Origin of the sequence: Shewanella piezotolerans WP3 (genome assembly GCF_000014885.1) — a bacterium.
Classification (GTDB): domain Bacteria; phylum Pseudomonadota; class Gammaproteobacteria; order Enterobacterales; family Shewanellaceae; genus Shewanella; species Shewanella piezotolerans.
Genome location: NC_011566.1, coordinates 4,731,675 through 4,753,207, shown reverse-complemented (window position 1 = coordinate 4,753,207; position 21,533 = coordinate 4,731,675). Strand labels below are relative to the sequence as shown.

The 21,533-nt window shown below is 44.0% G+C and carries 15 protein-coding genes; 4 read left to right on the top strand and 11 right to left on the bottom strand.

The features are described from left to right. Positions 1 to 13 precede the first annotated feature (13 nt). From SWP_RS20170 to cutA, 8 genes are all read right to left on the bottom strand, one after another. Positions 14 to 1,045, bottom strand: coding sequence for an aldose epimerase family protein (locus SWP_RS20170; protein ID WP_020914501.1), 1,032 nt, complete (start codon positions 1,043 to 1,045; stop codon positions 14 to 16). 469 nt (positions 1,046 to 1,514) lie between these two features. Beyond that, a complete protein-coding gene (gene galK / locus SWP_RS20165; protein ID WP_020914500.1) occupies positions 1,515 to 2,672 on the bottom strand; it encodes a galactokinase in 1,158 nt (385 codons plus the stop codon). A gap of 268 nt (positions 2,673 to 2,940) precedes the next feature. Further along, positions 2,941 to 3,972, bottom strand: a complete 1,032-nt coding sequence (locus SWP_RS20160) for a UDP-glucose--hexose-1-phosphate uridylyltransferase (protein WP_020914499.1) — start codon at positions 3,970 to 3,972, stop codon at positions 2,941 to 2,943. 60 nt (positions 3,973 to 4,032) lie between these two features. After that, positions 4,033 to 5,457 carry a solute:sodium symporter family transporter gene (locus SWP_RS20155; RefSeq protein WP_020914498.1) on the bottom strand — a complete coding sequence of 475 codons (1,425 nt, stop codon included), beginning with the start codon at positions 5,455 to 5,457 and terminating at the stop codon, positions 4,033 to 4,035. 68 nt (positions 5,458 to 5,525) lie between these two features. Next, positions 5,526 to 8,663 (bottom strand): glycoside hydrolase family 2 TIM barrel-domain containing protein, encoded by a 3,138-nt coding sequence (locus SWP_RS20150; RefSeq protein WP_228371086.1) that lies wholly within the window; start codon positions 8,661 to 8,663, stop codon positions 5,526 to 5,528. A gap of 196 nt (positions 8,664 to 8,859) precedes the next feature. After that, positions 8,860 to 10,494: a cation:proton antiporter family protein gene (locus SWP_RS20145; RefSeq protein WP_020914495.1), complete on the bottom strand. Its 1,635-nt coding sequence runs from the start codon at positions 10,492 to 10,494 to the stop codon at positions 8,860 to 8,862. A 784-nt stretch (positions 10,495 to 11,278) separates the two neighbouring features. After that, positions 11,279 to 13,093, bottom strand: coding sequence for a protein-disulfide reductase DsbD (locus SWP_RS20140; protein ID WP_044556130.1), 1,815 nt, complete (start codon positions 13,091 to 13,093; stop codon positions 11,279 to 11,281). Next, positions 13,090 to 13,413: a divalent-cation tolerance protein CutA gene (gene cutA / locus SWP_RS20135; protein ID WP_020914492.1), complete on the bottom strand. Its 324-nt coding sequence runs from the start codon at positions 13,411 to 13,413 to the stop codon at positions 13,090 to 13,092. Before cutA ends, SWP_RS20140 begins: the two co-directional genes overlap by 4 nt. Positions 13,414 to 13,721: 308 nt before the next feature. On the opposite strand from cutA, the gene SWP_RS20130 reads away from it, so the two are divergent. Continuing rightward, positions 13,722 to 14,306, top strand: coding sequence for an FxsA family protein (locus SWP_RS20130; RefSeq protein ID WP_044556129.1), 585 nt, complete (start codon positions 13,722 to 13,724; stop codon positions 14,304 to 14,306). A gap of 8 nt (positions 14,307 to 14,314) precedes the next feature. On the opposite strand, the gene SWP_RS20125 is transcribed toward SWP_RS20130, so the two are convergent. Beyond that, positions 14,315 to 16,117, bottom strand: coding sequence for a protein kinase domain-containing protein (locus tag SWP_RS20125; protein WP_020914490.1), 1,803 nt, complete (start codon positions 16,115 to 16,117; stop codon positions 14,315 to 14,317). Positions 16,118 to 16,353: 236 nt separating this feature from the next. Here SWP_RS20125 and SWP_RS20120 point away from each other — a divergent pair, with 236 nt between their 5' ends. Both SWP_RS20120 and SWP_RS20115 read left to right on the top strand, forming a co-directional pair. After that, positions 16,354 to 16,704, top strand: a complete 351-nt coding sequence (locus SWP_RS20120; protein ID WP_020914489.1) for a hypothetical protein — start codon at positions 16,354 to 16,356, stop codon at positions 16,702 to 16,704. 151 nt (positions 16,705 to 16,855) lie between these two features. Beyond that, positions 16,856 to 17,524: a thiopurine S-methyltransferase gene (locus SWP_RS20115; RefSeq protein WP_020914488.1), complete on the top strand. Its 669-nt coding sequence runs from the start codon at positions 16,856 to 16,858 to the stop codon at positions 17,522 to 17,524. A 120-nt stretch (positions 17,525 to 17,644) separates the two neighbouring features. On the opposite strand, the gene SWP_RS20110 is transcribed toward SWP_RS20115, so the two are convergent. Further along, entirely contained in the window at positions 17,645 to 18,676 is a 1,032-nt protein-coding gene (locus tag SWP_RS20110; RefSeq protein WP_020914487.1) for a porin, read from the bottom strand. 496 nt (positions 18,677 to 19,172) lie between these two features. Then, on the bottom strand, positions 19,173 to 20,234 hold the full coding sequence (locus tag SWP_RS20105; RefSeq protein WP_020914486.1) for a porin: 1,062 nt from the start codon (positions 20,232 to 20,234) through the stop codon (positions 19,173 to 19,175). 385 nt (positions 20,235 to 20,619) lie between these two features. Here SWP_RS20105 and tcdA point away from each other — a divergent pair, with 385 nt between their 5' ends. After that, complete coding sequence (tcdA, locus tag SWP_RS20100; protein WP_044556557.1) at positions 20,620 to 21,432, top strand: tRNA cyclic N6-threonylcarbamoyladenosine(37) synthase TcdA; 813 nt, start codon at positions 20,620 to 20,622, stop codon at positions 21,430 to 21,432. Positions 21,433 to 21,533: the final 101 nt, after the last annotated feature.

Sequence of the window (21,533 nt, the reverse complement as noted above, 5' to 3'; positions counted from 1 at the left end):
TATGCGCTGTTTTTTATGCTTCAGAATCAAATTGGTATCGACTTATATGGTGATAAATAGCGCCAGGTTTGACTAATGCATCTCCGGCAAATGTTGGCTGATTCGGTGCGTCAGGTACCTGCTGGGGCTCAAGACAGACCGCTTGATATTGACACAAAGATTGTTGACCTTTACCGATAGTACCTTGCAAATGGTTGGCACCGTAAACCTGTACGCTGGGTTGATTGGTGTATAAGGTCATACCTCGTCCACTTTTAGCTGAACTCAAGCGGCCAAATCGCTGCAGTTGCTGGTCGCTCTGTGGCATGAGATAACAGTGATCAATTCCTGACGTTGGGATGAATTCTTCTGCGCCAATCAGTGACTGCATCAGCGTTGGCTGTCGCATATCAAGTGCACTGTTCTGAGTTGAGCTTAATGCGGTTGGTACGCCGACTTCATTCATCGAAAGGTATTGGGTTGAGTCAACTTGTAGGGCGTGTTGTAAGCTTGAATCACTGCCATCAAGGTTGAAGTAACTATGCTGGGTTAGGCTGATGGGGCAGGTTTTGTCTGTGCTTGCTAATATTTCAATATAGAGATTATTTCCCGCTAATCGATAATCAAGTTGCACAGTACATTTCCCTGGAAACCCCATATCACCATCGGGGCTCACTAAGCTTAAACGTACACCGTCTGGTAATTGACCTAAATTCCAACGCTGGCGATTAAAGCCGTCATTGCCGCCATGGAGACAATTGCTCGCCTGGTTGATGCTTAATTGATGGCTTTTTCCATCGGCGGTGAATGTGCCGTTGGCTATTCGATTAGCAAAGCGTCCTGCAATGGCGCCTAAGTGGGCATCTTGCGCTAAATAGTCACTGGCACTGTCGCACCCAAGTACGATGTTGGCCCGTTCACCATCTCTATCTGGTGTCCAAAGCGAGCGGATAATGGCGCCTAAGCTAAGCACTTCTATTGCTATGGTGCCATTATCTATTATCACCCGTTCAATTTGACCACCGCGGGGATCGTTCCAAGGGTCTTGCGGGCGAAAACGTACCATGGTTTATCCTTGTTATTAGCTAAATATTACCGTCTACTATTCTGGTGTTAACATTTTGATTTAGCGAGATGAATACGTATTCCAATGTGTATATACCCTTCCCACTTGAACATGCTCGTTTCAGAGGTGTTGTGCTAGTTCAATTCTAGGCGCATTAACGTGGAAATGGCTATTCCCTTTTAAGTTGGCGCAACAACGAAGTGGGCTTGCACAACCCCTTCTTTGATGGGCGTTTCTTATATAAAAAGCATGGGCTTTACTCTGTGTTATTGATTTTACCAAGGGAGCGACCATTAGCTGCAATCAATGCCTCGCCTACATGGCCTAGTATGTTCCTGACATGCTCAAGGCATTCCCTCATCCCTGGAGGTCAGATGTAGGTGCTTAGGTTCAGCATGGAGCAATGAACCTGTGACTAAAGCCCATTAAACTCCCACTGAATCCTGCATTTTCAGGTCGGATGGGTATATTAGCTATCTATCCTTTTTGCTCCGTCAGAGGCTGAGCATAAATAAATTGAAGCTTCTATGCCAGTTTTTTGCTGATACTGTTGCTCTACAGCTTCTACCACTGCATCGGTCAGTTCATGATCAACCAGTGCAACCACACAGCCGCCAAACCCGCCGCCAGTCATTCTTACGCCGCCTTTATCACCGATAACATCAGAGATAATATTGACCAGGTAATCAATTTCAGGGACGGTAATTTCAAAATCATCACGCATTGATAGATGGGACTCAGCCATCAAGCTGCTCAATTGAGTGATATTGCCCGATTCCAGTGCCCAGGCTGCATTCTGAGTACGACGATTTTCTGTAATGACATGTTTAGCACGTCGGTAGCAAACGTCGCTCAATTCATCTTTTACAGCTTCTAAAGCATTAAGCTCAAGATGGCGAAGAGAATCTAACTGAAAATGCTCCGCTACTTGTTCACATTGCACACGTCTTAAGTTGTATTCAGACTCCACCAAGCCGCGCTGAACATTTGAATTGATAATAATCAGGCTCAAATTATTAGGAATACTAACTGCTTCGCTATCGAGATCTAGACAATCAATCAAAAGGGCATGGTCTTGCTGCCCTAGGGCACTGATCATCTGATCCATAATGCCACAGGCGCAGCCTACGAATTGGTTTTCGCCGCGCTGTGCGAGTTGGGCAATCGCTAACGGTGATAACTTAATTTGGCTGGCGTCATTGACCGCAGTACCAAAAGCAATCTCAAGTGCCGCTGAAGAGGAGAGGCCTGCGCCTAGCGGCACATTACTGACTATGGCTAAATCAATTCCTTTGGGTGACAGACCTGCGGTCGCCATGGCTGAGCTAAAACCTTTAAGGTAGTCGGCCCACTCAGGGGCTTGTGGTGTTTGGCCTTCTTGGCCAAAGGTCCACTCTTTCATTTCGCCAGGAAAGGCGTCAGATACTGCACGAAATTGGCTATCATCACGACGTTTAATAGCAATAATAGTATTAAAGTTTATCGCCGCTGGCAGCACAAAACCATCATTATAATCAGTATGTTCGCCGATTAAATTGACTCTTCCTGGTGCAAAATAGAGCGCATCAGCTTGGGTGCCGAAGGTTTGGACAAAGAGTTTATTGGCGCGTTGAACTGGATTGGACATGGTTTGCTGTATTCCGAAAGTTGGCCATTGTAATTTAAGCGAAAGCTGTTTATTTTTTGCAACCGTTTACACTAGAGCGTGGCTAAACTTTGTAGCCGTCGATGATATTTTCTGATTTTCTAACTTACGACTTTACTTAAGCGTAAAGTCGCTTATCAATGAAAGTGGGTAAGCTATTTGGCTTAATACTCTGTCCCTGAGTTAAAATATTTACTTACACTTCATTAGCTTTATATCACGACTTTACACCATGTGTAACTGAGTTTTTCTATTGATTTTGGTAATGCACTTCAGGCTGGGCCCGTAGCAGGTGTGCTGCTTGTTCCGCCGTGAGGTCTCGCTGGCTTTCTGCCAACATCTCATAACCGACCATAAACTTCTTCACATCAGCGCTGCGAAGCAGTGGTGGATAGACGTGTCCATGCAGCTGCCATTCTGGGTGTTCACTGCCATCAAATGGTGCGCCATGCCATCCCATCGAGTAGGGGAAGCTGGTATTAAATAGATTGTCGTATCTCGTCATCAGTGACTTCATTATACTGGCTAAGGAGCCTTGCTGCTCTGCCGTGAGCTTATCCAAGTGTGCTACTGCAAAGCGCGGTAAAATTAGCGTTTCAAATGGCCAAGCTGCCCACCATGGCACTACAACAAGCCAATCATCATTACTGACGACGACTCGCTCTGCATTAGCGATCTCTTTATTTGCATAATCAAGTAGCATGTTTTCTTGATTATTTTTTAAGTAGTTTAGCTGGGTGCGAGACTCTGTAACGGCTTCATTAGGCAGCTCACTCACCGCCCATATTTGCCCATGGGGGTGCGGGTTTGAGCAACCCATGGCGGCACCCTTGTTCTCAAACACCTGTACCCAGGGGTAGTGTTCTCCAAGTTCAGCAACCTCTTTGCCAAGTCTGACGAATACCGCGGTAAGCTGTGCAATAGAAAGTTTTGGCAGGGTTTGGCTATGATCGGCAGAAAAACAGATAACTCGACTGGTTCCCGTTACGGATTGTAGCGCAAAGAGAGGATCGTTTTGCTGAGCTGGCGGCGTATCTGCAGTTAACGCTGCAAAGTCGTTAGTGAACACAAAGGGCTCTGTGTAGCTTGGGTTTTTTTCGCCACTAATTCGATTATTGCCCGGACACAGATAACACTCAGGATCGTAATCAAGGTTTGCGACTTCAGCGGTGGCTTCGCGTTGTCCTTGCCAAGGACGTTTTGCTCGGTGAGGCGAGACCAGCAGCCATTGATCGGTTAGTGGGTTGAAGCGTCGGTGAGGGTGGTCGTCACGATCAAACATCTATCAATATTCCTTTATGATGAGCTGTGAAAGGGGCTGCTTTAAGCAACCCCTTTGAGTTTAAGTATTAGCTGTAAGCGGCTTAATATCTTGCTGCGCTGCGAATACAAATCGACTGAGGAACAAGGTGACCAAGATAGTTGCCGCTAGGGTAATTGCCATCATGTGAATGAAGTGGAAAGGGCTCCAGACAAAGGTAAATACAGCGTATACTAATACCCCAAATACTAGGCCAACCTTAATCGCTTTAGCGCTGACGTTTTTAAATGCCAGTGCACAGATGAAAGCTGCTAAAACGGGCATAGAGTAAAGGCCATTAAGCTGTTGTAGTAACGAGATGATACTTTTTGATTCCGCGAATACTGGCACTAATGCAACTGAAATTAAAGTAAATACCAGTGCAACCCGAGTGCCTATTTTTTTCACATTTGCATTTGGGTTGATATAGTTTTGGTGGATGTCACAGGTATATAGCGCGGCCGCAGAGTTTAGGCATGAGTTAAATGAGCTTAATACTGCGCCAGCCATTACTGCCGCAAATGCGCCAGATATCCATGTTGGCAAGATATCGCCAACCAGCCTGCCGTAGGCCACGTCACCTACATCACCATAGAGTTTGTAAGCGACGAGCCCTGGCAGTACCACAATAATTGGGATAATAAGCTTCATCACTACCGCAGCATACAAACCTTTTTGTGCTTCTTTAACTGACTTAGCGGCAAGGGCACGTTGGGTGATCACCATGTTGGTGCCCCAGTAAAATATTTGAATGAAGATCATGCCGGTAAGCAAGGTATGCCAAGGGATATCTGATTGGTCGTTACCAACTAAGGTTAGTCTTTCAATCGGTACACCAGATAGATCCCAGTTGACGGCGTTAAGTGCAAGATAAGACACCACCACCCCCATCACTAACAAGCCGATACCGTTTAAGCTGTCTGAAATTGCGATGGCTCTCAGTCCGCCAAAAATCGCATATATGGCGCCAACGATGGCAAAGATAATCGCTAACGCTGTAACTGAAATAGACAGACCAAACATTGATTTCATAAACAATGAACCAGTGTATAGCACTACTGGCAGCAGGATGAATGCATAACCGAGCATAAACAGCACTGAGACCATGGCGCGGATCCCTTTGTCATTATATTTTCGCTCAAGCAATTCTGTTGTAGTGGTACAGTTATATTTGTAATAGATGGGGATTAACCATTTCGCGAGAATAATAAGACCGATAGCGGCGGCTATCTCCCACCAAGCGACTAGCAGAGATTGCGCACCATTCATGCCAACAATCTGCTCAGCGCTGATGTTAGTCATCATCAATGAGCCAGCGACGACGATCCAGCTTAAGCCGCCTCCAGCAAGGAAGTAATCTTTACTGTCGCTGCTATCTCTGACTATTTTTCGGCACTTGAGATAGGTGATCAGGCCGACGAGTGCTGTTAAGCCAAAAAATATGACCAACTGAATAACTTGTTCCATGTTTATCCTTTATTATTTTTCTAATGCCATATTAATAGCTAATTTTAGGCGTGGTTACTTCCTAGTTCTTAAGGTTTTGTTCTTGCTTGTTGTTGAATATCAGCTGCGGCCGCTAGCGGTTCAATGGTAAATTTAAACTCCATCGGCTCAGCTTTGATGCGATAGGGCCGGTGGACCTGTCTGCCCCAAGAGGTATCGCCGCCTACACCCATCTGTTTATGGTCAATATTCCAAGTGACAAACTTTTGAGTTGTTATTTCAGCGCCGTGATTGACGGTAACGGGCACGAGCCCCGAAGCTGAGCCTGACGCGTCTCCTTGTCTGAAGTCGATATCGGCTTGTGCAAAGGGCCAAAGGCTGGTTTGCAAAGTGGTATTGTCTGCATTGGTTTTGGCTAGTAATCCTTTACCCTTACTATCAGTAATTGCCACATACCGCACATCAGTGCGTTGGCCTGTTTCTTGTGGGCGAGAGTAACGGTGAAAGGTTTGCTCGATAGGCAGTGCAAACCAACCTAGGGGATTACCTGACTTTCTATCTGCGTAGGTTTCTTCAGGACCACGACCAAAGTAATGCATAAAGCGCTGGCTAAAAGGCAGCTGTGTTTGAAAGCCAAAGCGGGGAAGATCAGCAAGTTCTACCGTCCCAGGTTTAAACTGACTTTGTACCAGCAATTGACCTGCTGTACTGATTTGGTACCGAGTGTTAAGACTGAAATCTAAGGTCGGATGCTGTTGCTGAACCTCAATACTGTAGGGATTAATGCGTTTAATCGATAGTAGCCTCAGCTCCTTTGCAGCATCTTGCCAAGCGCCTGCCCATTCGGGCATCTGATTACCTAAATCATTATCGGTTGGTGCACGCCAGAAGTTAACCATTAGTGGTGCGGTTAGTTGGGATTGGCCTGCTTGCTTGATATCGGTGAGCCAACCTGTTTTTTTAGAGATAAGGTATTGGAGTTGCTCATTACCTAACTGCCAAAAGCTATCTTGCTGCTTTATTGCCACCGCTAAGGTATGTGGCTTATTGCTGGCGGCTTGCAAAGAAAACTGACCAAATGCGATGCGGTGATCACTAGGTAGCATAGGTTGAGGCTTATCAACTAGCACCTCGAGCAACAACTGGTATTCAAAATGGCCAGCGAACTGACTCTGATCTAGCGGCAGGATTATTTGCTTAGATAAGCCAGCTTTTACCATCGGCATCTCAATGCTGCCGACGCTAAACGGGCGACCATCCTGCTGGATTGTCCATTTTAGTTGTAAGTTTTGAGTGCTAATAAAGTCATAGCGGTTTTCAAGTTCAAAACTAGCCGAATCAGTATTGACCACAAAATTGTTGAAACGTAGTGGTTGGTAAACCTTCTTAACTTCACTTAAATGCGGGTGTGGATTACGGTCAGGATCAACCAGACCATTATTGAGAAAGTTACCGTCAGTTGGCATATCAGGGTGGTAATCTTTGCCATAAGCCCAATAGCGTTGGCCGTTAGAGTTGGTAAAGGCTAAGGATTGATCCACCCAGTCCCAGATAAAGCCGCCTTGTAGTTGCGGGTAGCGCTCTATGACATCCCAATAATCCTGTAAATTTCCCACCGAGTTCCCCATAGCGTGGGCGTATTCGATCATAATCAATGGCCGATCGTTATGGGTTTTAGCGTATTTCTCAATCCGCTCGATTGACGGGTACATAGGAGCAACGATATCAGTATAGGCATGTTGACCAGCGGGTTCGTATTGCACAGGACGACTCGGATCGCGTTGTTTAACCCAATCATATAATGCTTCAAATAAATGACCTTCTCCTGCCTCATTACCTAGCGACCAGATAATGATAGAGGGATGGTTTTTATCACGCTCAATCATGCGCTCAATACGTGCTTGATGCGCTGGTAACCAACTCATCTCGTTTCCGAGTTGAGTCTTTTCGTCAATCGCTAATGGGTGCGATTCGATATTGGCTTCATCGATAACATACAGACCATATTTGTCGGTTAAGCTCAGCCAGTAGGGGTCATTAGGGTAGTGACTTGAACGCACGGCATTGATGTTGTTCTGCTTCATTAAACGGATGTCAGTTTCCATGCTAGTCCGACTTACCACATGGCCGGTATCGGGGTCGGTTTCATGCCTATCGACACCGCGTATGGTAATGGCCTTGTTATTGACCAGTAGTTGACCTTGTTTTATCTCTACTCGGCGAAAGCCTATCTTCTGGCTACTGGCCTGCAGCAGTGTGCCATCCGCTGCTTTTAGGCTTATTAATAGCTGATATAACAATGGGGTTTCCGCACTCCAAAGGGCGGGGTTTTCGACAGATAAAGTAAGGGTTTGGTCAACATTGTTATTAAACTCAGCGACAGCTTGTTGGCCCAATTTAGCGCTAGCCCCTTGAGGAGAAAGCAGCTGGTACTCTAGGTTTAGCTCCCCAGCTTTAATAGCGGTTTTAGCATGATTGTTAAGCTTAATTTTAATCGCCATATTGGCTTTGGTGAGATTTTTATTGAGCGTATAAGTTGCGTCGATATCAGCGATACGCTGCTTCTCTGTAGCGTAAAGATATACATCACGTTCAATACCACTGACTCGCAGCATATCTTGGCTCTCGAGATAACTGGCATCACTCCAACGTATTATCTGCAGGGCTAGCAAGTTTTCACCTTGGTTAAGGTGGGGAGTAATATCAAACTCGGCCGGTGTTTTTGCCCCTTGGCTATATCCGACTTCCACACCGTTTATATGCGCGCTTAACGCTGAACGTGCCGCGCCAATATGCAGAAATACTTGCTTGTTTTGCCACTCTTTGGGTAACTCAAATTGTCGGCGGTAGCTACCTGTAGGGTTGTGATCTTCTGGAGCATTGGGCCAAGTAGTAGTGAAAGGGTAGCGTTCATCTAGATAGATGGCATGACCAAAACCTTGGGTCTCCCAGTTACCCGGTACTTGTATGCTTTGCCAGTCATCTAGCTTAGCCTGTTGTTGAGCAAAATCTTTAGGCGCCACAAATGGGTTTTTAGCGTAATGAAATTGCCAGCGCCCATTGAGATCAAGAAAGTTATTACTGGCTTGATAATCATCGACAATTGCTTTTGATAATGAAGAGTAGCCAAAAAAGCTGGCGTGGGGTGGCTGTTTATTTTGTTCAAAAACAAGGTGATCTTGCCATCGCTCCGCCTGAGCTATGGATTGAGGGCTTATTAGGCTCACTGCTAATAAGCTAATAATTTTGGCGTAACTAAGATGCACACGTGCTTGTTTTAATAAGGGGTGAAACTGTCGGGTTCGAGGTGTAGTTAGCATAGTATGTTATTTGGCATTTTTTTTATTTGCCAAATAACATACTCGATAGTGGGAATAATGTATACAATCAGTCTAAAGGTTTACTTTATAAACACAGTAAATGTTAACTGTCGCTGCGTGGATGATTCACCGCTTGTGGATGATCAGGCGTGGTGCCATTAGGGCTGAGCAACTCTTTAACGACATGATCGACAAAACCAGCACCAGCTGCCTCATAAAGGTTATATACGCTGTGTACCCCTGATTCTTGCAATGAATCAGCGTCCTCTTTGTATTGTACAATGGCACTGAGCTTGCCTTGGTAATCTAAACGCTTCAGTTGTTCAACAGCAAATAAATTACCCACGTGATGAGGCATAGCCAGTAATACCAGCTCTAGATTAGGGGCTTTGTCTAACTTCTCCCAAAAGTCGGTGTCGGAAGCATCGCCCTGCACCACATTACGGCCCTCTTGGTTGTGATAATCGACTAGATCTTGCTTATGCTCAACCCCCAGTATTTCACCTTCGTATTGCACTCTCAGTTCATCATATGCGCCAGAACCAATGCGGCCCATACCTAAGATTAGAAATCTTGGGTTACCCACATGGATCGGGCGATCTTCTGGGTGCAATGGATGCTTCTCCAATCGTTGCAGTCGATTTTGATACTTTTGATAGAGTCGATTCGATGCGATATTGAGTGGTGCTGAAAATAGAAAACTAAAACTTAAGGCCACGGCTAATATCACCATCCACTGCGGAGGTAGCCAGCCTTTTGAGGTAGCGACTGCGGCAACGATTAAACCGAATTCACTGTAATTACCTAGGCTAAATGAAGACAATAACGCTGTGCGTGAACGTAACTTAAAGTGAGTCAATAGATAGAGGAATAACACGATTTTAATCGGAACCACCAACACCAAAATTGCTGCTAAGCCTATATCTGAGAATGTTGGTAAACCATTGAGGCCAACTGTTAAGAAGAAGGCAACGAGGAACAGCTCTTTAAAGTAAAACAGCGACTTTGCTAGTTCTGAAGACTTAGGGTGTCCCGCCAGTAATATGCCGATTATCAGCGCACCTAGATCAGGTTTTAGGCCGACAATTTCAAACAACCATGCGCCCATCACCAACGCCATGACTAGCCCGAATAGCACCAGTAACTCACCGTGACCGACTCGATCAAAGGCTTTATAAATAAGTGGTTTAGCTAGCGGAAGTAGTAGTAGGCATAACGCCCAATAAGAGGGGATATCACCTTTAGAGATCGTTAAGAAGGCGACGGCAAAAATATCCTGCATAATCAAGATACCGATCGCTACGCGGCCATAGAGTGACTGCATGTCACCTTTGTCTTCTAATATCTTTACCGCAAAAATGGTACTAGAGAAGCTCAATGCAAATGCGAGTAGACCAAGTTGATTGAGTTCAAGACCGGTTAGTTGCTCTAAACCAAGCAGACCTAACAATTTTAACAGCGGTATAAAAAACAGCATAGAGCCGAGCAAGTGCAGGCTGGAGCCCGCTAAAACCTCTGCTTTAAACAAGCTGCGAATATCCAGCTTAAGACCGATGGCAAACAATAATAAGGTCACACCTAAGTTAGCTAACTGCTCCAACATTGGCAGGCTAGATTCTTCAATTCCGAATAGAAACAGTACAAATCCCGCAACAAGGTAGCCGATCAATGGGGGCAGTCCCACACGGCTAACTAGCATGCCGCAGGCTAAGGTTATAATGAGTATCGCGGGTTCCATGGTGCTCCTTGCAAAAGATATTATTAGTGAGCATTGTACAAGATGTTTGTGAATTTGAACTGAAGTTTACGGATTTATTTACAGATTGTGATAGTGGTAATCGTGGTGACAATTGCGACCTGATAGAAGGTGAGATGGCAATGTAGGCTTGCTGTCTCTGTGTCGATAACAATCAAAAAAGCCCCACCAACAGATAAACGCTAATGGGGCTTTTTACTTGATACTTCTGAGTTATACCAATTGTATTAAGTATTTGGCCAGTTCAGAGCGCCTCAGATTTTTCAATTCAAAGCGCATTGGTAAAGAAATGGTGACTCCCTTTTAAGTCAATGCAAAGGAGAAGTGGAAAGCCTGAGGGTCTCACGTAGTGCGGCTGAGGTTAAACAAATTGGCAATACGTAGACTTCGCTATGGGATTTGGATATACGACTAAATGGATTTAGGAGGTAGAGCGAAGCAGGATGCCAGAGCCGAGAATAACTATTAGCTCAAATTCCACTACTTGCCTACAGCGTTTTGAATTCCCGCTGAATGGTCAAACTTTTAATGCAATTGGTATAAATGGTCTATTTTGTTCCATACAAAATAAGACATTCCGGCCCTCCTTGGCGGTCAGATTTAGGAGGTACGAGACCAAGGATGGTCGAAGGTAGAATAATGCAGGAGCTATTATCGAGAGCGAAGCAGGGGGTCAGAGCCGAGAATATCTATTCGCTCAAATCCCACTGCTTGCCTACAGCATTTTGAATTCCGCTGAACGGTCAAACTTTTAATGCAATTGGTATTATTTTACGAGGTGATCCAGATGTTCTGCGAACGCTTTAGGACGCATAAAGCCGGTGACTCTTAAGTCATCCCTTACAGCGCCATTTTCGTCAAACATCAGCAATGTCGGTAAACCGAGCACATCGTAATGTTCTAGTAGCTCAATATCGACAGCATCATTTTTGGTGACATCAGCTTGCAGTAATACCATCTTGTTCATCCGCTCAAGGACTGCAGCATCTTTAAAGGTAATTGCTTCAAATTCTTTACAAGCGACACACCAGTCGGCATATAGATCTAACATGACTGTTTTGCCCTGTGCAGATGCCGCAGCTATTTCGCGATCGAGATCTTCAAGTGATTTAACACGCTTGAAGCTGTGATTTTGCTCACCAGTAGCTAGCGTTACACTGCTGTTTGAGACAAAGCCAAAGTGCGACATTACCGCTTGTAAGCCGTAAGAGAAGCTGCCCAATAGTGCTAACAGAAGCAGTACCGCACGGGTTGTTTGTTTCCAGTTGAACTCAGTGAGCTTGTTTTGGTGCATTAGGTAACCGACGATGCTGATCCCCCAAACCGACCAGAGTATATCTGAGATGAGTCCAGGCCAAATTCGACCTAACATCACGATAGAAACTGCAATGAGTAAGAAACCGAAGATGGTTTTGATGATATCCATCCAGCTGCCCGCTCTTGGTAAGATCTTACCACCAGAGGTGCCGATAATAAGCAACGGTAGTCCCATGCCCATGCTCAATACGTAAAGCGCTAAGAAGCCCTGCAGTAAATCGCCTGTTTGCGCAACGTAAATCAATGCTCCAGATAACGGTGCTGTGGTACAAGGCGAGGCTACAAGGCCAGAGATAACACCCATCAAGAACACACCAATGACGTTACCGCCTTTTTGGTTGTTTGATACAGTGTTCATCTTCTCCTGCCACTTAGATGGCAGTTTTAAGTCGTATAAGCCAAACATCGACAAGCTCAATACGAAGAACATTATCGCAAGTGCGATCAATACTGCAGGGTGCTGTAGATAGGCCTGATACTTCATCCCAGCAGATGCCACTACCAGGCCTACTAATGAGTAGGTGATAGCCATACCTTGTACATAAACCATCGACAAGCTAAAGGCTTTGGCGGTCGAGAGTTTCTTACCTTGGCCAACAATAATGCCCGATAGAATCGGATACATAGGGAACACACAAGGCGTTAATGCTAAGCCGATCCCTAAGCCAAAGAAGATAACTAATGTCCAAATTAAACTATCGCTAGCAAGCATTTGAGTCAGGTTATCTTGCTGAGTTATTGGCGCGTTAGGCTCATTGGTTGCTGTGGCTATCTCGTTGTTTTGTTGTAAGTCGAGTACGCCATCATTAGTGCTAACCTCGGTTAGCTCTGCCACTTTTTTGGTTGGAGGGAAGCACAGTTTGCCCTCAGCACAGCCCATAAATGTAACGTTGAGAGTGTCGCCAGCTGCCGCTTGTTTAATTGCAACGGGTATTTCTACAAATGAGTAATAAACCTCTTGTTCACCAAAGTATTCATCGGTATGAGATTTACCTTCAGGTAAGGCGATTTCTACCAGCACAGCACCGTTGGCTTCAAATTTGAGTTTATCGCGATACATGTAGTAGCCGTCGGCAATTACCCAGCTAATTTTTACTTTATCGCCCTCCTGTTTGAAGTCGAAAACAAACGCTTCATCGACAGGCATCAACTCTGGTTCACCCTTTAAAAAGGAGAATTTACTGCTATTAAAAATGCTTTCAGCTTGTACTAATGGACTAAGCATTAGTAGTGATGCTAAAAACAGAGTTATGATTTTTTTCATGGCTGTGTGGTTTCTTTTATCCAATCAAAATAGGCTGGCAATCCCTGGGTTACAGGTAGTGCTATTAGCTCGGGAACGTCATAAGGGTGCAACTGTAAAACTGCAGCCTCAATCGCGGGGTAATGCACGGTAAGGCACTTAATATGTAAACAGAATTCTGTCTCTTCACAGACTTCAGCTTGCCACTCATATACGGAGGTAATGGCTGATGAGATCTGCACACATGCCGCTAATTTCTTTTTGACAAGGGCATGAGCTAAAGATTTAGCGCTAGCTTCGTCTGGGCAAGTGGTCATTAAGAGTAAAAATTCGTTATTCATTAAACTGTGTTTGTCCGTCTGATAGCTTGTTCAATTTATATTAAGCAGATTAAAGCTGCGTTAAGGCAATTTAGTTAAGCTGATTATCACGATAGTCACTATTGTTACTTTACGTGTTTTGCAGAATGCTTGCATTAAGGCATTGCTAAAATAGTGATGCCAGTAGTTTTTGCTTACAAATGCGTATGTATTCTGCTGCTTGTGTTGATTATTGTTAGCACACAAGCCAATTGTTGGTTATGCGACTTGAAAATAGACCGACTAACCCCAATTTAGTTTTCATCGCCATAAAAAAATGTGAGGTCAGCGTGTTTTTTATTCTGTTATTAATTTTTGTATTAGTTCCTGTGATGGAGCTATCTGTATTGATCCGGGTGGGCGAAGCATTAGGCAGCTGGACAACGGTCGCTTTGGTTATATTTACCGCAGTGGTTGGCGTATCATTAGTTCGCAGCCAAGGCATTAGTACCTTGATGCAGGTTCAGCAGAAGTTGGCTCGTGGCGAAGCGCCAGGGCAAGAAATTGTTGAAGGAATGATGTTGGCGGTTGCTGGACTACTGCTGTTAATTCCAGGTTTTGTGACCGATTTTTTAGGGCTAATTCTATTAACCCCATTTACCCGCATTCCTGTGGCGGGTTACTTTTACAAGCGTATGCAGCAGAAAGCTAAAACCCATGGCGGTTTTCAAGCAGGCTTTGGCCCAGGAATGGGCGGACAAGGTAACCCCTTTGGGCAACAAGGTGGCCGGTCTCCTTTTGACGATGGTAACACCTTCGACGGTGATTTTGAGCGTAAAGATGATCCTAGTGATAAGCGCCCAGAAACACATCAAGTTGAAACTTCGCTTGATGAGGATGAAAAGGCAAAAGATGATAAATCTAATAGCAATTAGTTAAAGCCTTAACTTTGTTTTGGGTTGCGCGGATAAAAGTTATCGGGCTTGCGCTCAAGATGACTAAATTTACGGGTGTTTTTATAGGGAAGCTTCATAAAGCCTGACACCCCTTTCCCTTGTATCTTATCAACGTGACTTAAAATTCGATCTAAACAACCTCTAAACGCTGCTTGTTTTCTAGGGTTTAATAACCTTAGGTAGCTGTGGATCTTCATATGGTTTGGCAAAGCCTCAAAGATAATACAGCCGGTATGGTGGATCTGGTTTATGATCGCAAGTTCAGTCATTATCTCTTTTGGTAGCTCTAGGTTTTCCTCTGGATCGCGGCCATCTTCAAAATAGGAGTGTAGTCTTGAGCGATCTTCTAATGACGGTACATCACCAACTTCAAAAGGTAATTGTAATTCACTGCTAATCAAGAACGGTTGCTCACTATCTTCTCGTTCAATATGCAATGTATCTCTTGCATTAAAGAAACATGCTTTGAACACCCCGATACGATGAATACCACGGGCGAGCGTTACCATATTGTTGACTGCAATTGTCAAAGCTTGCTTTTGACTCTCGTTATACAGTGCTAGGTTCGAATCAATAAACACTCCGGTTTCACGCCAATGAATCGCTAAACCGCCTACGATGTCATATTGTGCTAAGCGGCCTACTGATGCGATAAAACCTTTCTCAGTATCGCCCATGCCAGCCATAAAGTTACGGTAGTATTTTTCCAGCTGTAGATCGTCCATTTTGGCAATGGGGTCATCGGCGTTGTGTTCTTTAAGAAATGATTTTCGTGAGCTATAACTAACGGTTTCGACTTCTTTGTTGCTGGCAAGCACCCAAACTGGGATTTCGGCGATAAGCGGTCCATTATCAATCTCTGGCAGGTGCATTCTGTGACTGTGAGCCATACTTTTGAGAAAGTAATCACCAGCCTGTTTTCGTTGCATTGGGTCATCGCTCAGCATGCCATCTAAGGTTTTAGCAAGCTCAATGGGTAAGCCTACACTGGTGGCGGGAATGACCTTACTGCCAAAACGACTGGCTTGCCCAGATGCCAATGCGTAAAGTGTTGCGGCTACGCCTTGCTCATCAAAACGCGGACTCGACAATGCGCCATTGAGTTGCTCTTCCCCGATAAAGTACACATCGCCCATGCGGGCATTAGTATGCTGATGGTCGCTGGACATTAAATCCATAACGTTACCATTAACTGGGTTACCATCATTGTCGCGTTGAGCAAATACTGCTGAGCCCCAATCTATTAAGGACAGGTGTTGATTTTTTACATCATAAACCAGATTCGAGGGCTTAATATCGCCATGGATCAGTGGCCGACCGTTATGTAAGTATTTGAGTATTGCTGCAAGTTGGCGCGCGATATTCATCACCATGGCAACTGGTAATGCACCGATCCGCAGACAAAGTTGTTCTAAGTCCTCGCCTGGTGCCCTTGCCATAACAAGAATGCCTTGCTTTCCAACATGCTGAAACCTAATTGCAGGGGGGACATTAGGGTGGATGACTTGAGAGAGCATAAATGCTTCCTCTTCAAGCCTGTCTTGTACGTGCTGCGGCAGTGTTAGTCGAGAGAATTTAAAGACATGGGCTTCGCCACTGGCGTTAACGCCTGCAAAGACAAACCCATAAGCCCCTTTTCCAACCATTTCAAACTCTTTATAACCTAATTTACTCAGCTGCTGCTTACATAGCCTTATCCAGGCACGATGTTTGCGGGCATCGTTAGCCGCGAGCAGGTAGATTGATTGCTCTTCTGAGATGTAAAAGTGTTGCAGTTCTTGGGTTTGCAATTATCTGTCCTCGTTAATGTTCTTATTAAATCAACATTAGCGAAGATAGTCCAAGCTGATTAAGTAAAAAACTGACAGCTAAAAGGGGAAGTGGGTCACACCTAACCAATATTTTTGGAACAGATATTGATGTATATCAATTCTGTAACAATAAGAGAAAGGTAGTCTTAAAGTCAGTACTAATATAGAAAATATCAACTTAGTTTTATAAGCTAAATCAGCACAAAGGTGATTATATGTCAGGGTTAGATAAGTCACGCTTAATCGAATTACTCGAGTATCCTCGGCAGCGTATTTTGCAGTCAATGGAACTAAATCAATGTCCTCACGCTGGTTTTTTTAATCATACTGACATGCAGTGTATTAATTGCCATCAAGGCATGGAGTGCACCTGGATGAACCACAACGACGAGACTGTTGCAGTGGATCAAAAGACAGCCGAAGAGCTCAAACAACAATTACTGGTTGCGGTAGATTTTATTGATTCAAGTTTGAGTCCACACCATTTATCTCGTCGTCAATGTGAGTGTGAGAATTGTACTTGGCTTAAAAAAGTCCAAAAAGCGTTGGATATTCCTGCTGTCTAAAGCTGTAGCATTTATCTTTCCTTTTGCTAAATGAAAGTATTGGCTTTAGAGTGTTGCTCATTCGGTTTTGACAGAAGTCGCTTAATTAAGGGATGACCCCTTGGTTATAGTATTCTGCTTAATCCCACTCTAACGTTTTAGGATTTTAGCAATGCAACCAAGTTTTTGGCATGAAAAATGGGACGCTCAACAAATAGGTTTTCATTTGAGCGCCGTTAACCCGCTACTGATTCAGTTTTGGTCACAGCTAAAACTCCCCGCAAACTCACAAGTTTTTGTCCCTCTTTGTGGTAAGTCTCTTGATATGTGTTTTTTAGCTGAGCAAGGCCATGATGTACTGGCTTGTGAGCTCAATGATCTTGCGGTATCTCAGTTTTATCAAGAAAATAACCTTACTCATACCGTTGAAAAAGTTGGTGAGCATAAGCGTTATTCAACCGAGCAAATCACCATTTATCAAGGTGATATTTTTAGCCTCCAAAATACCAATAGTGTAGAGCTTGCCAAAACCAGCGCTTTTTATGACAGAGCAGCGCTAATAGCATGGCCTGAAGCGATGCGATTACAATACGCACAGCAGCTCGCCTGTCTAATTCCTGCTGGCAGTGTTGGCTTGCTTGTTACCCTAGATTACCCGCAAGCAGAGCTAAATGGCCCGCCATTTTCGGTATCTGATGATTGGATGCAGGCTAACATGGGCGCTGATTTCGAGATTGAACGTTTGGCTTGTGAAGATGTTTTGAGTGACAATCCTCGTTTTGTCAAAAAACAAGTGTCTTCATTAACTGAGTCTGTTTATAAGTTGACCAGAAAAGGGTAATTGCCGGCAAAGATAATGGCCGTTAATCGTTTTCATTTCGGCCGTATTTCAGGCATTAAAAAAGCGACCATAAGGTCGCTTTTTTGTACTTATGATTCAAGAGTCCAATGACTCATTGAATTAGAAGTTGTAACGAACACCAACGGTGAAGATGTTGTCATCTTCTAGGTCGATTTTAGCGCCTGCTACTTTGTAGTCACCTTCGTACATAGCGTAGTGGCCATATACCATAGTTGACTTAGATACCTTGTAGTCAGCACCAACAGTGATTGACTGAACGTTTACGTCAGACATTTCGTCTTGGTATCCGCCAGAAATATTTTTGAAGTACTTACCGAAACCAGCTTCATCTTTACCGTATTCAGCTTTAAGGTTAACGCCACCTAAGTTGTAAACTACGTTTACGAAGTAAGAGTTACCTTCTTGGTCAGATGTTTGGCTTTCAGTGTTTTGGTATAGGCCACCTACTTTGAAATCGCCTAACTTAACTTGAGCCACACCACGGTATGCATCGATGCCACCGATAGTGTTGTATGCACCTGCTACGTAGTAGTTTTGTGCTTTAAGCTTCTTGTCACCGATAGTCGCGCTAAGTGCGTACTGATCTTCGTAAGAAGTTTTGTTTGCATCGTTAGTGTAGTTGTCTTCCATTAGGTACGTTGCGTTTAACGTCACTAGGTCAGCGATTTTTGGCGAGTAGTACCAGATACCGTCGCCAGAACGAGTTTGGCCACCGACTAAACGGTCGATATCGGCGTTAGTGTTACCAAATACGTCAACACCGCCTTCAGACTGCTTGAATACTGTGTCGTTACGACCAACAAGTACAGTACCTACTTGAGACTTAAGACCTAGGAAAGTGTTACGAGCCTTGAAAGTCTCACCTGAGTTAGTAGTGTTTTCTACTTGGAATTCCATTTGGTAGATAACGTCGATGTTGCTAGTTAGGCTTTCGCTGCCTTTAACACCTAGGTGAGAGAAGTTGTTCTCTAGAACAGTACCTTCTTTACCATTTTGTGTAGTCGCACCAGTATCTGAGTTAGTTACTGATAGATCTAAACGACCGTAAAAGCTTGGACCTTCGGCTAGCGCACCGAATGAAGCTAGGGTTAAAACTGATGCCACTGATGCAGAGATTAGTGTCTTTTTCATTTCATTTGCTCCCAGAACCTAAGTTCTTATACGTTTCTTATGGTTTCTTACATAAACTTTTGTTTTTGTTACAAGCATCCGAGCTCATAACAATTGTGGGAGCAAATATTACAGTTTTATGGCTTTCAGATTGTGGGCTAGATCAAGTTTTTACTTTTCCACCATGGAATTGCTGCTTTTTTGTGGCGCTTAGTGGATTTTAGTTATCAAAATAGCAATTTTTACAGAATTCAATGTCATAAAGTATCCCTAAAGGGGTATTCGTAACGGTTTGCTGTTTAATATGGTCTGTCTTGATTAGTGAATGACTAATTAAAATAAAGACGATTTAACCGCCAAGTGACAATGTTAAAAATGAGTGTGTGGCCGTTATTGTTGCAAAATGGAGTGAAGTAGCTGAAATGTTGCGTTTATGTTGTGCCTGGGTGGGCTGTTCATTTACAAGAACAATAAAAAAGGCAGCGAAGGCTGCCTTTGTATTTAGCTGGTTAATAGTTTAGAAGTCGAAACGCATACCGATTGTCACGATATCATCACCAAGATCTTGCTTAATGTTGCTTAGCATCATGTCGCCGTCATACTTAGTGTAATGACCATAGATCAGTGTATTTTTACTCAGACGGTAATCAGCACCGACACTGAACTGCTGGATATCGACATTGCTGACCGTTTCTAGGCCACCATCAACATTACCGACATAGCGGCTTACGTACTTGCCTAAACCAGAGTCATCGCTACCGTACATGGCTTTTAGCTTTAATTTGCCCATCACATATGCAGCGTTTACGAAATACGTGTCGCCTTCTAGGTTGGCGTATTTGCTGTCAACATGTTCACTGTTTTGGTAGAAGCCACCGAGAATGACGTTACCCAGTTTTACTTGAGCAACACCACGGTAAGCTTTTATGTTTTCAATGCTGTCATTGTAAGCCGCTGATACATAGTAGTTTTGTGCTTTTAGCGCCTTATCACCAATTGTAGCGCTTAGCGCATACATATTGTCGCTGTACTTTTCTTCGTTATTAGAATCGACTTGATCGTAGTTGTCATCCATCAAGTAGGTTGCGTTTAAGGTGACTAAATCGGCGATCTTAGGAGAGTAATAGCTAAAACCATCGGCCGAACGTGTTTGGCCTGCAGCTAGCAGATCAATATCAGAGTTTGTGTTGCCAAATAGGTCGAAACCACCTTCAGAGGCTTTAAATACAGTGTCGTTACGGCCGACAAGAATTGTTCCTGCCGATGCCGATTTAAGCCCTAAAAAGGTATTACGTGCACCAAATGTGTCACCAGAGTTGTCGAAGTTGCTGACACCAAACTCCATTTGGTAAACAACTTCCAGCTCTTCATTAATCTTTTCAGTGCCTTTAACACCTAACCAAGAGAAGTTGTTCTCAATGATGGTGCCAGATTTTTGGTTTTGGGTTGCAATCCCCATGTCTGAATTAGTGATTGCAAGGTCTGCACGACCATAAAAGTTAGGGCCATCAGCTAATGCTGTAAAAGAGGTGGCGGTAAGTGCAGAAATAATCGTGGCGGACAGAACAGTTTTTTTCATTTTCATCTTCCTGTAGCTCGAAGCTATGCTGAGTTTGGGCTGTCATCTCGGTTATTGAACCGGCTGAATAACCAAGGTGAAGCTGTTATTTGTCGGTTGAAATACTGCAATGAAAGGGAATTTGTCGATGTGATCTTGATCTGGTTTTTTGGATAATGTGTGATATTAATCATAGGTGTTTACCTTGATTAAACAGTAGTTTAATCAAAATTCAATAGTTGATCACACTCTGGTTGCCGAGCTGTCTTTTTTGGTGAAAGCTGTTTACATAGCTTTCACCAATAAAGGGAATAATTTAGAGTTTTCAGCGAAATTAATATAAAATTGCCCATCAGATTTTATCTATTACAGCTCCAGATAGAGTATTACCTTGAATAATCAAATTTTGTCAGACGCCTACCTGAATCGTTTTGCTGGTATCGGTCGTTTATACGGTCAACAAGCACTGCATGACTTTGCCCAATCACATGTCGTTGTGGTTGGAATTGGTGGCGTTGGCACCTGGGTGGCGGAATCTTTAGCGAGAAGCGGCATAGGTCAAATCACTTTAATCGATCTCGATGATATCTGCGTGACTAACACCAACCGTCAAGCCCATGCGTTAAAAGAGACGATTGGTGAGTCTAAAGTTGAGGTTATGGCGCAGCGATTAAAGCAAATTAATCCAGAATGTACAGTGAATGAGATTGAAGATTTTATTACCGTAGATAACTTGGCTGCATATTTTCAAGGTAAGAAAGCGGGTGGCGATCTGGACTATGTTGTTGATTGTATCGATGCGGTAAAACCAAAGACCGCGTTAATCGCTTGGTGTAAACGTCAAAAACTACCCATTATTACTGTCGGAGGGGCGGGGGGACAGAGCGATCCTACCCAAGTACAAGTCACCGATTTGGCGAAAACGTACCAAGATCCTTTACTTGCTAAAGTGCGCAATTTGCTAAGACGTGAGTATAATTTTTCTAAAAATGTCGCCCGACGATTTGGTATTGAAGCCGTCTTTTCGACTGAGCAGTTAGTCTATCCACAGGTCGATGGTTCGGTGTGTAATACTAAGTCCAGCGCCGATGGTAGCATGCGTATGGATTGTGCCTCTGGCTTTGGTGCGGTAACGGTAGTGACTGGCACCTTTAGCTTTGTTGCGGTTAGTCGAGTATTGACCAAGCTTGCAGCTAAAGCACAACGTAGTGAGTCGTAGTCATTGACGGCATAATCTATCCGTTAGGACTGATGTTCTGACGGTCGATTCACTAACAAGCTGACTTTTTTGATCTTTATTTTTTTGACGCGATCTTTGGC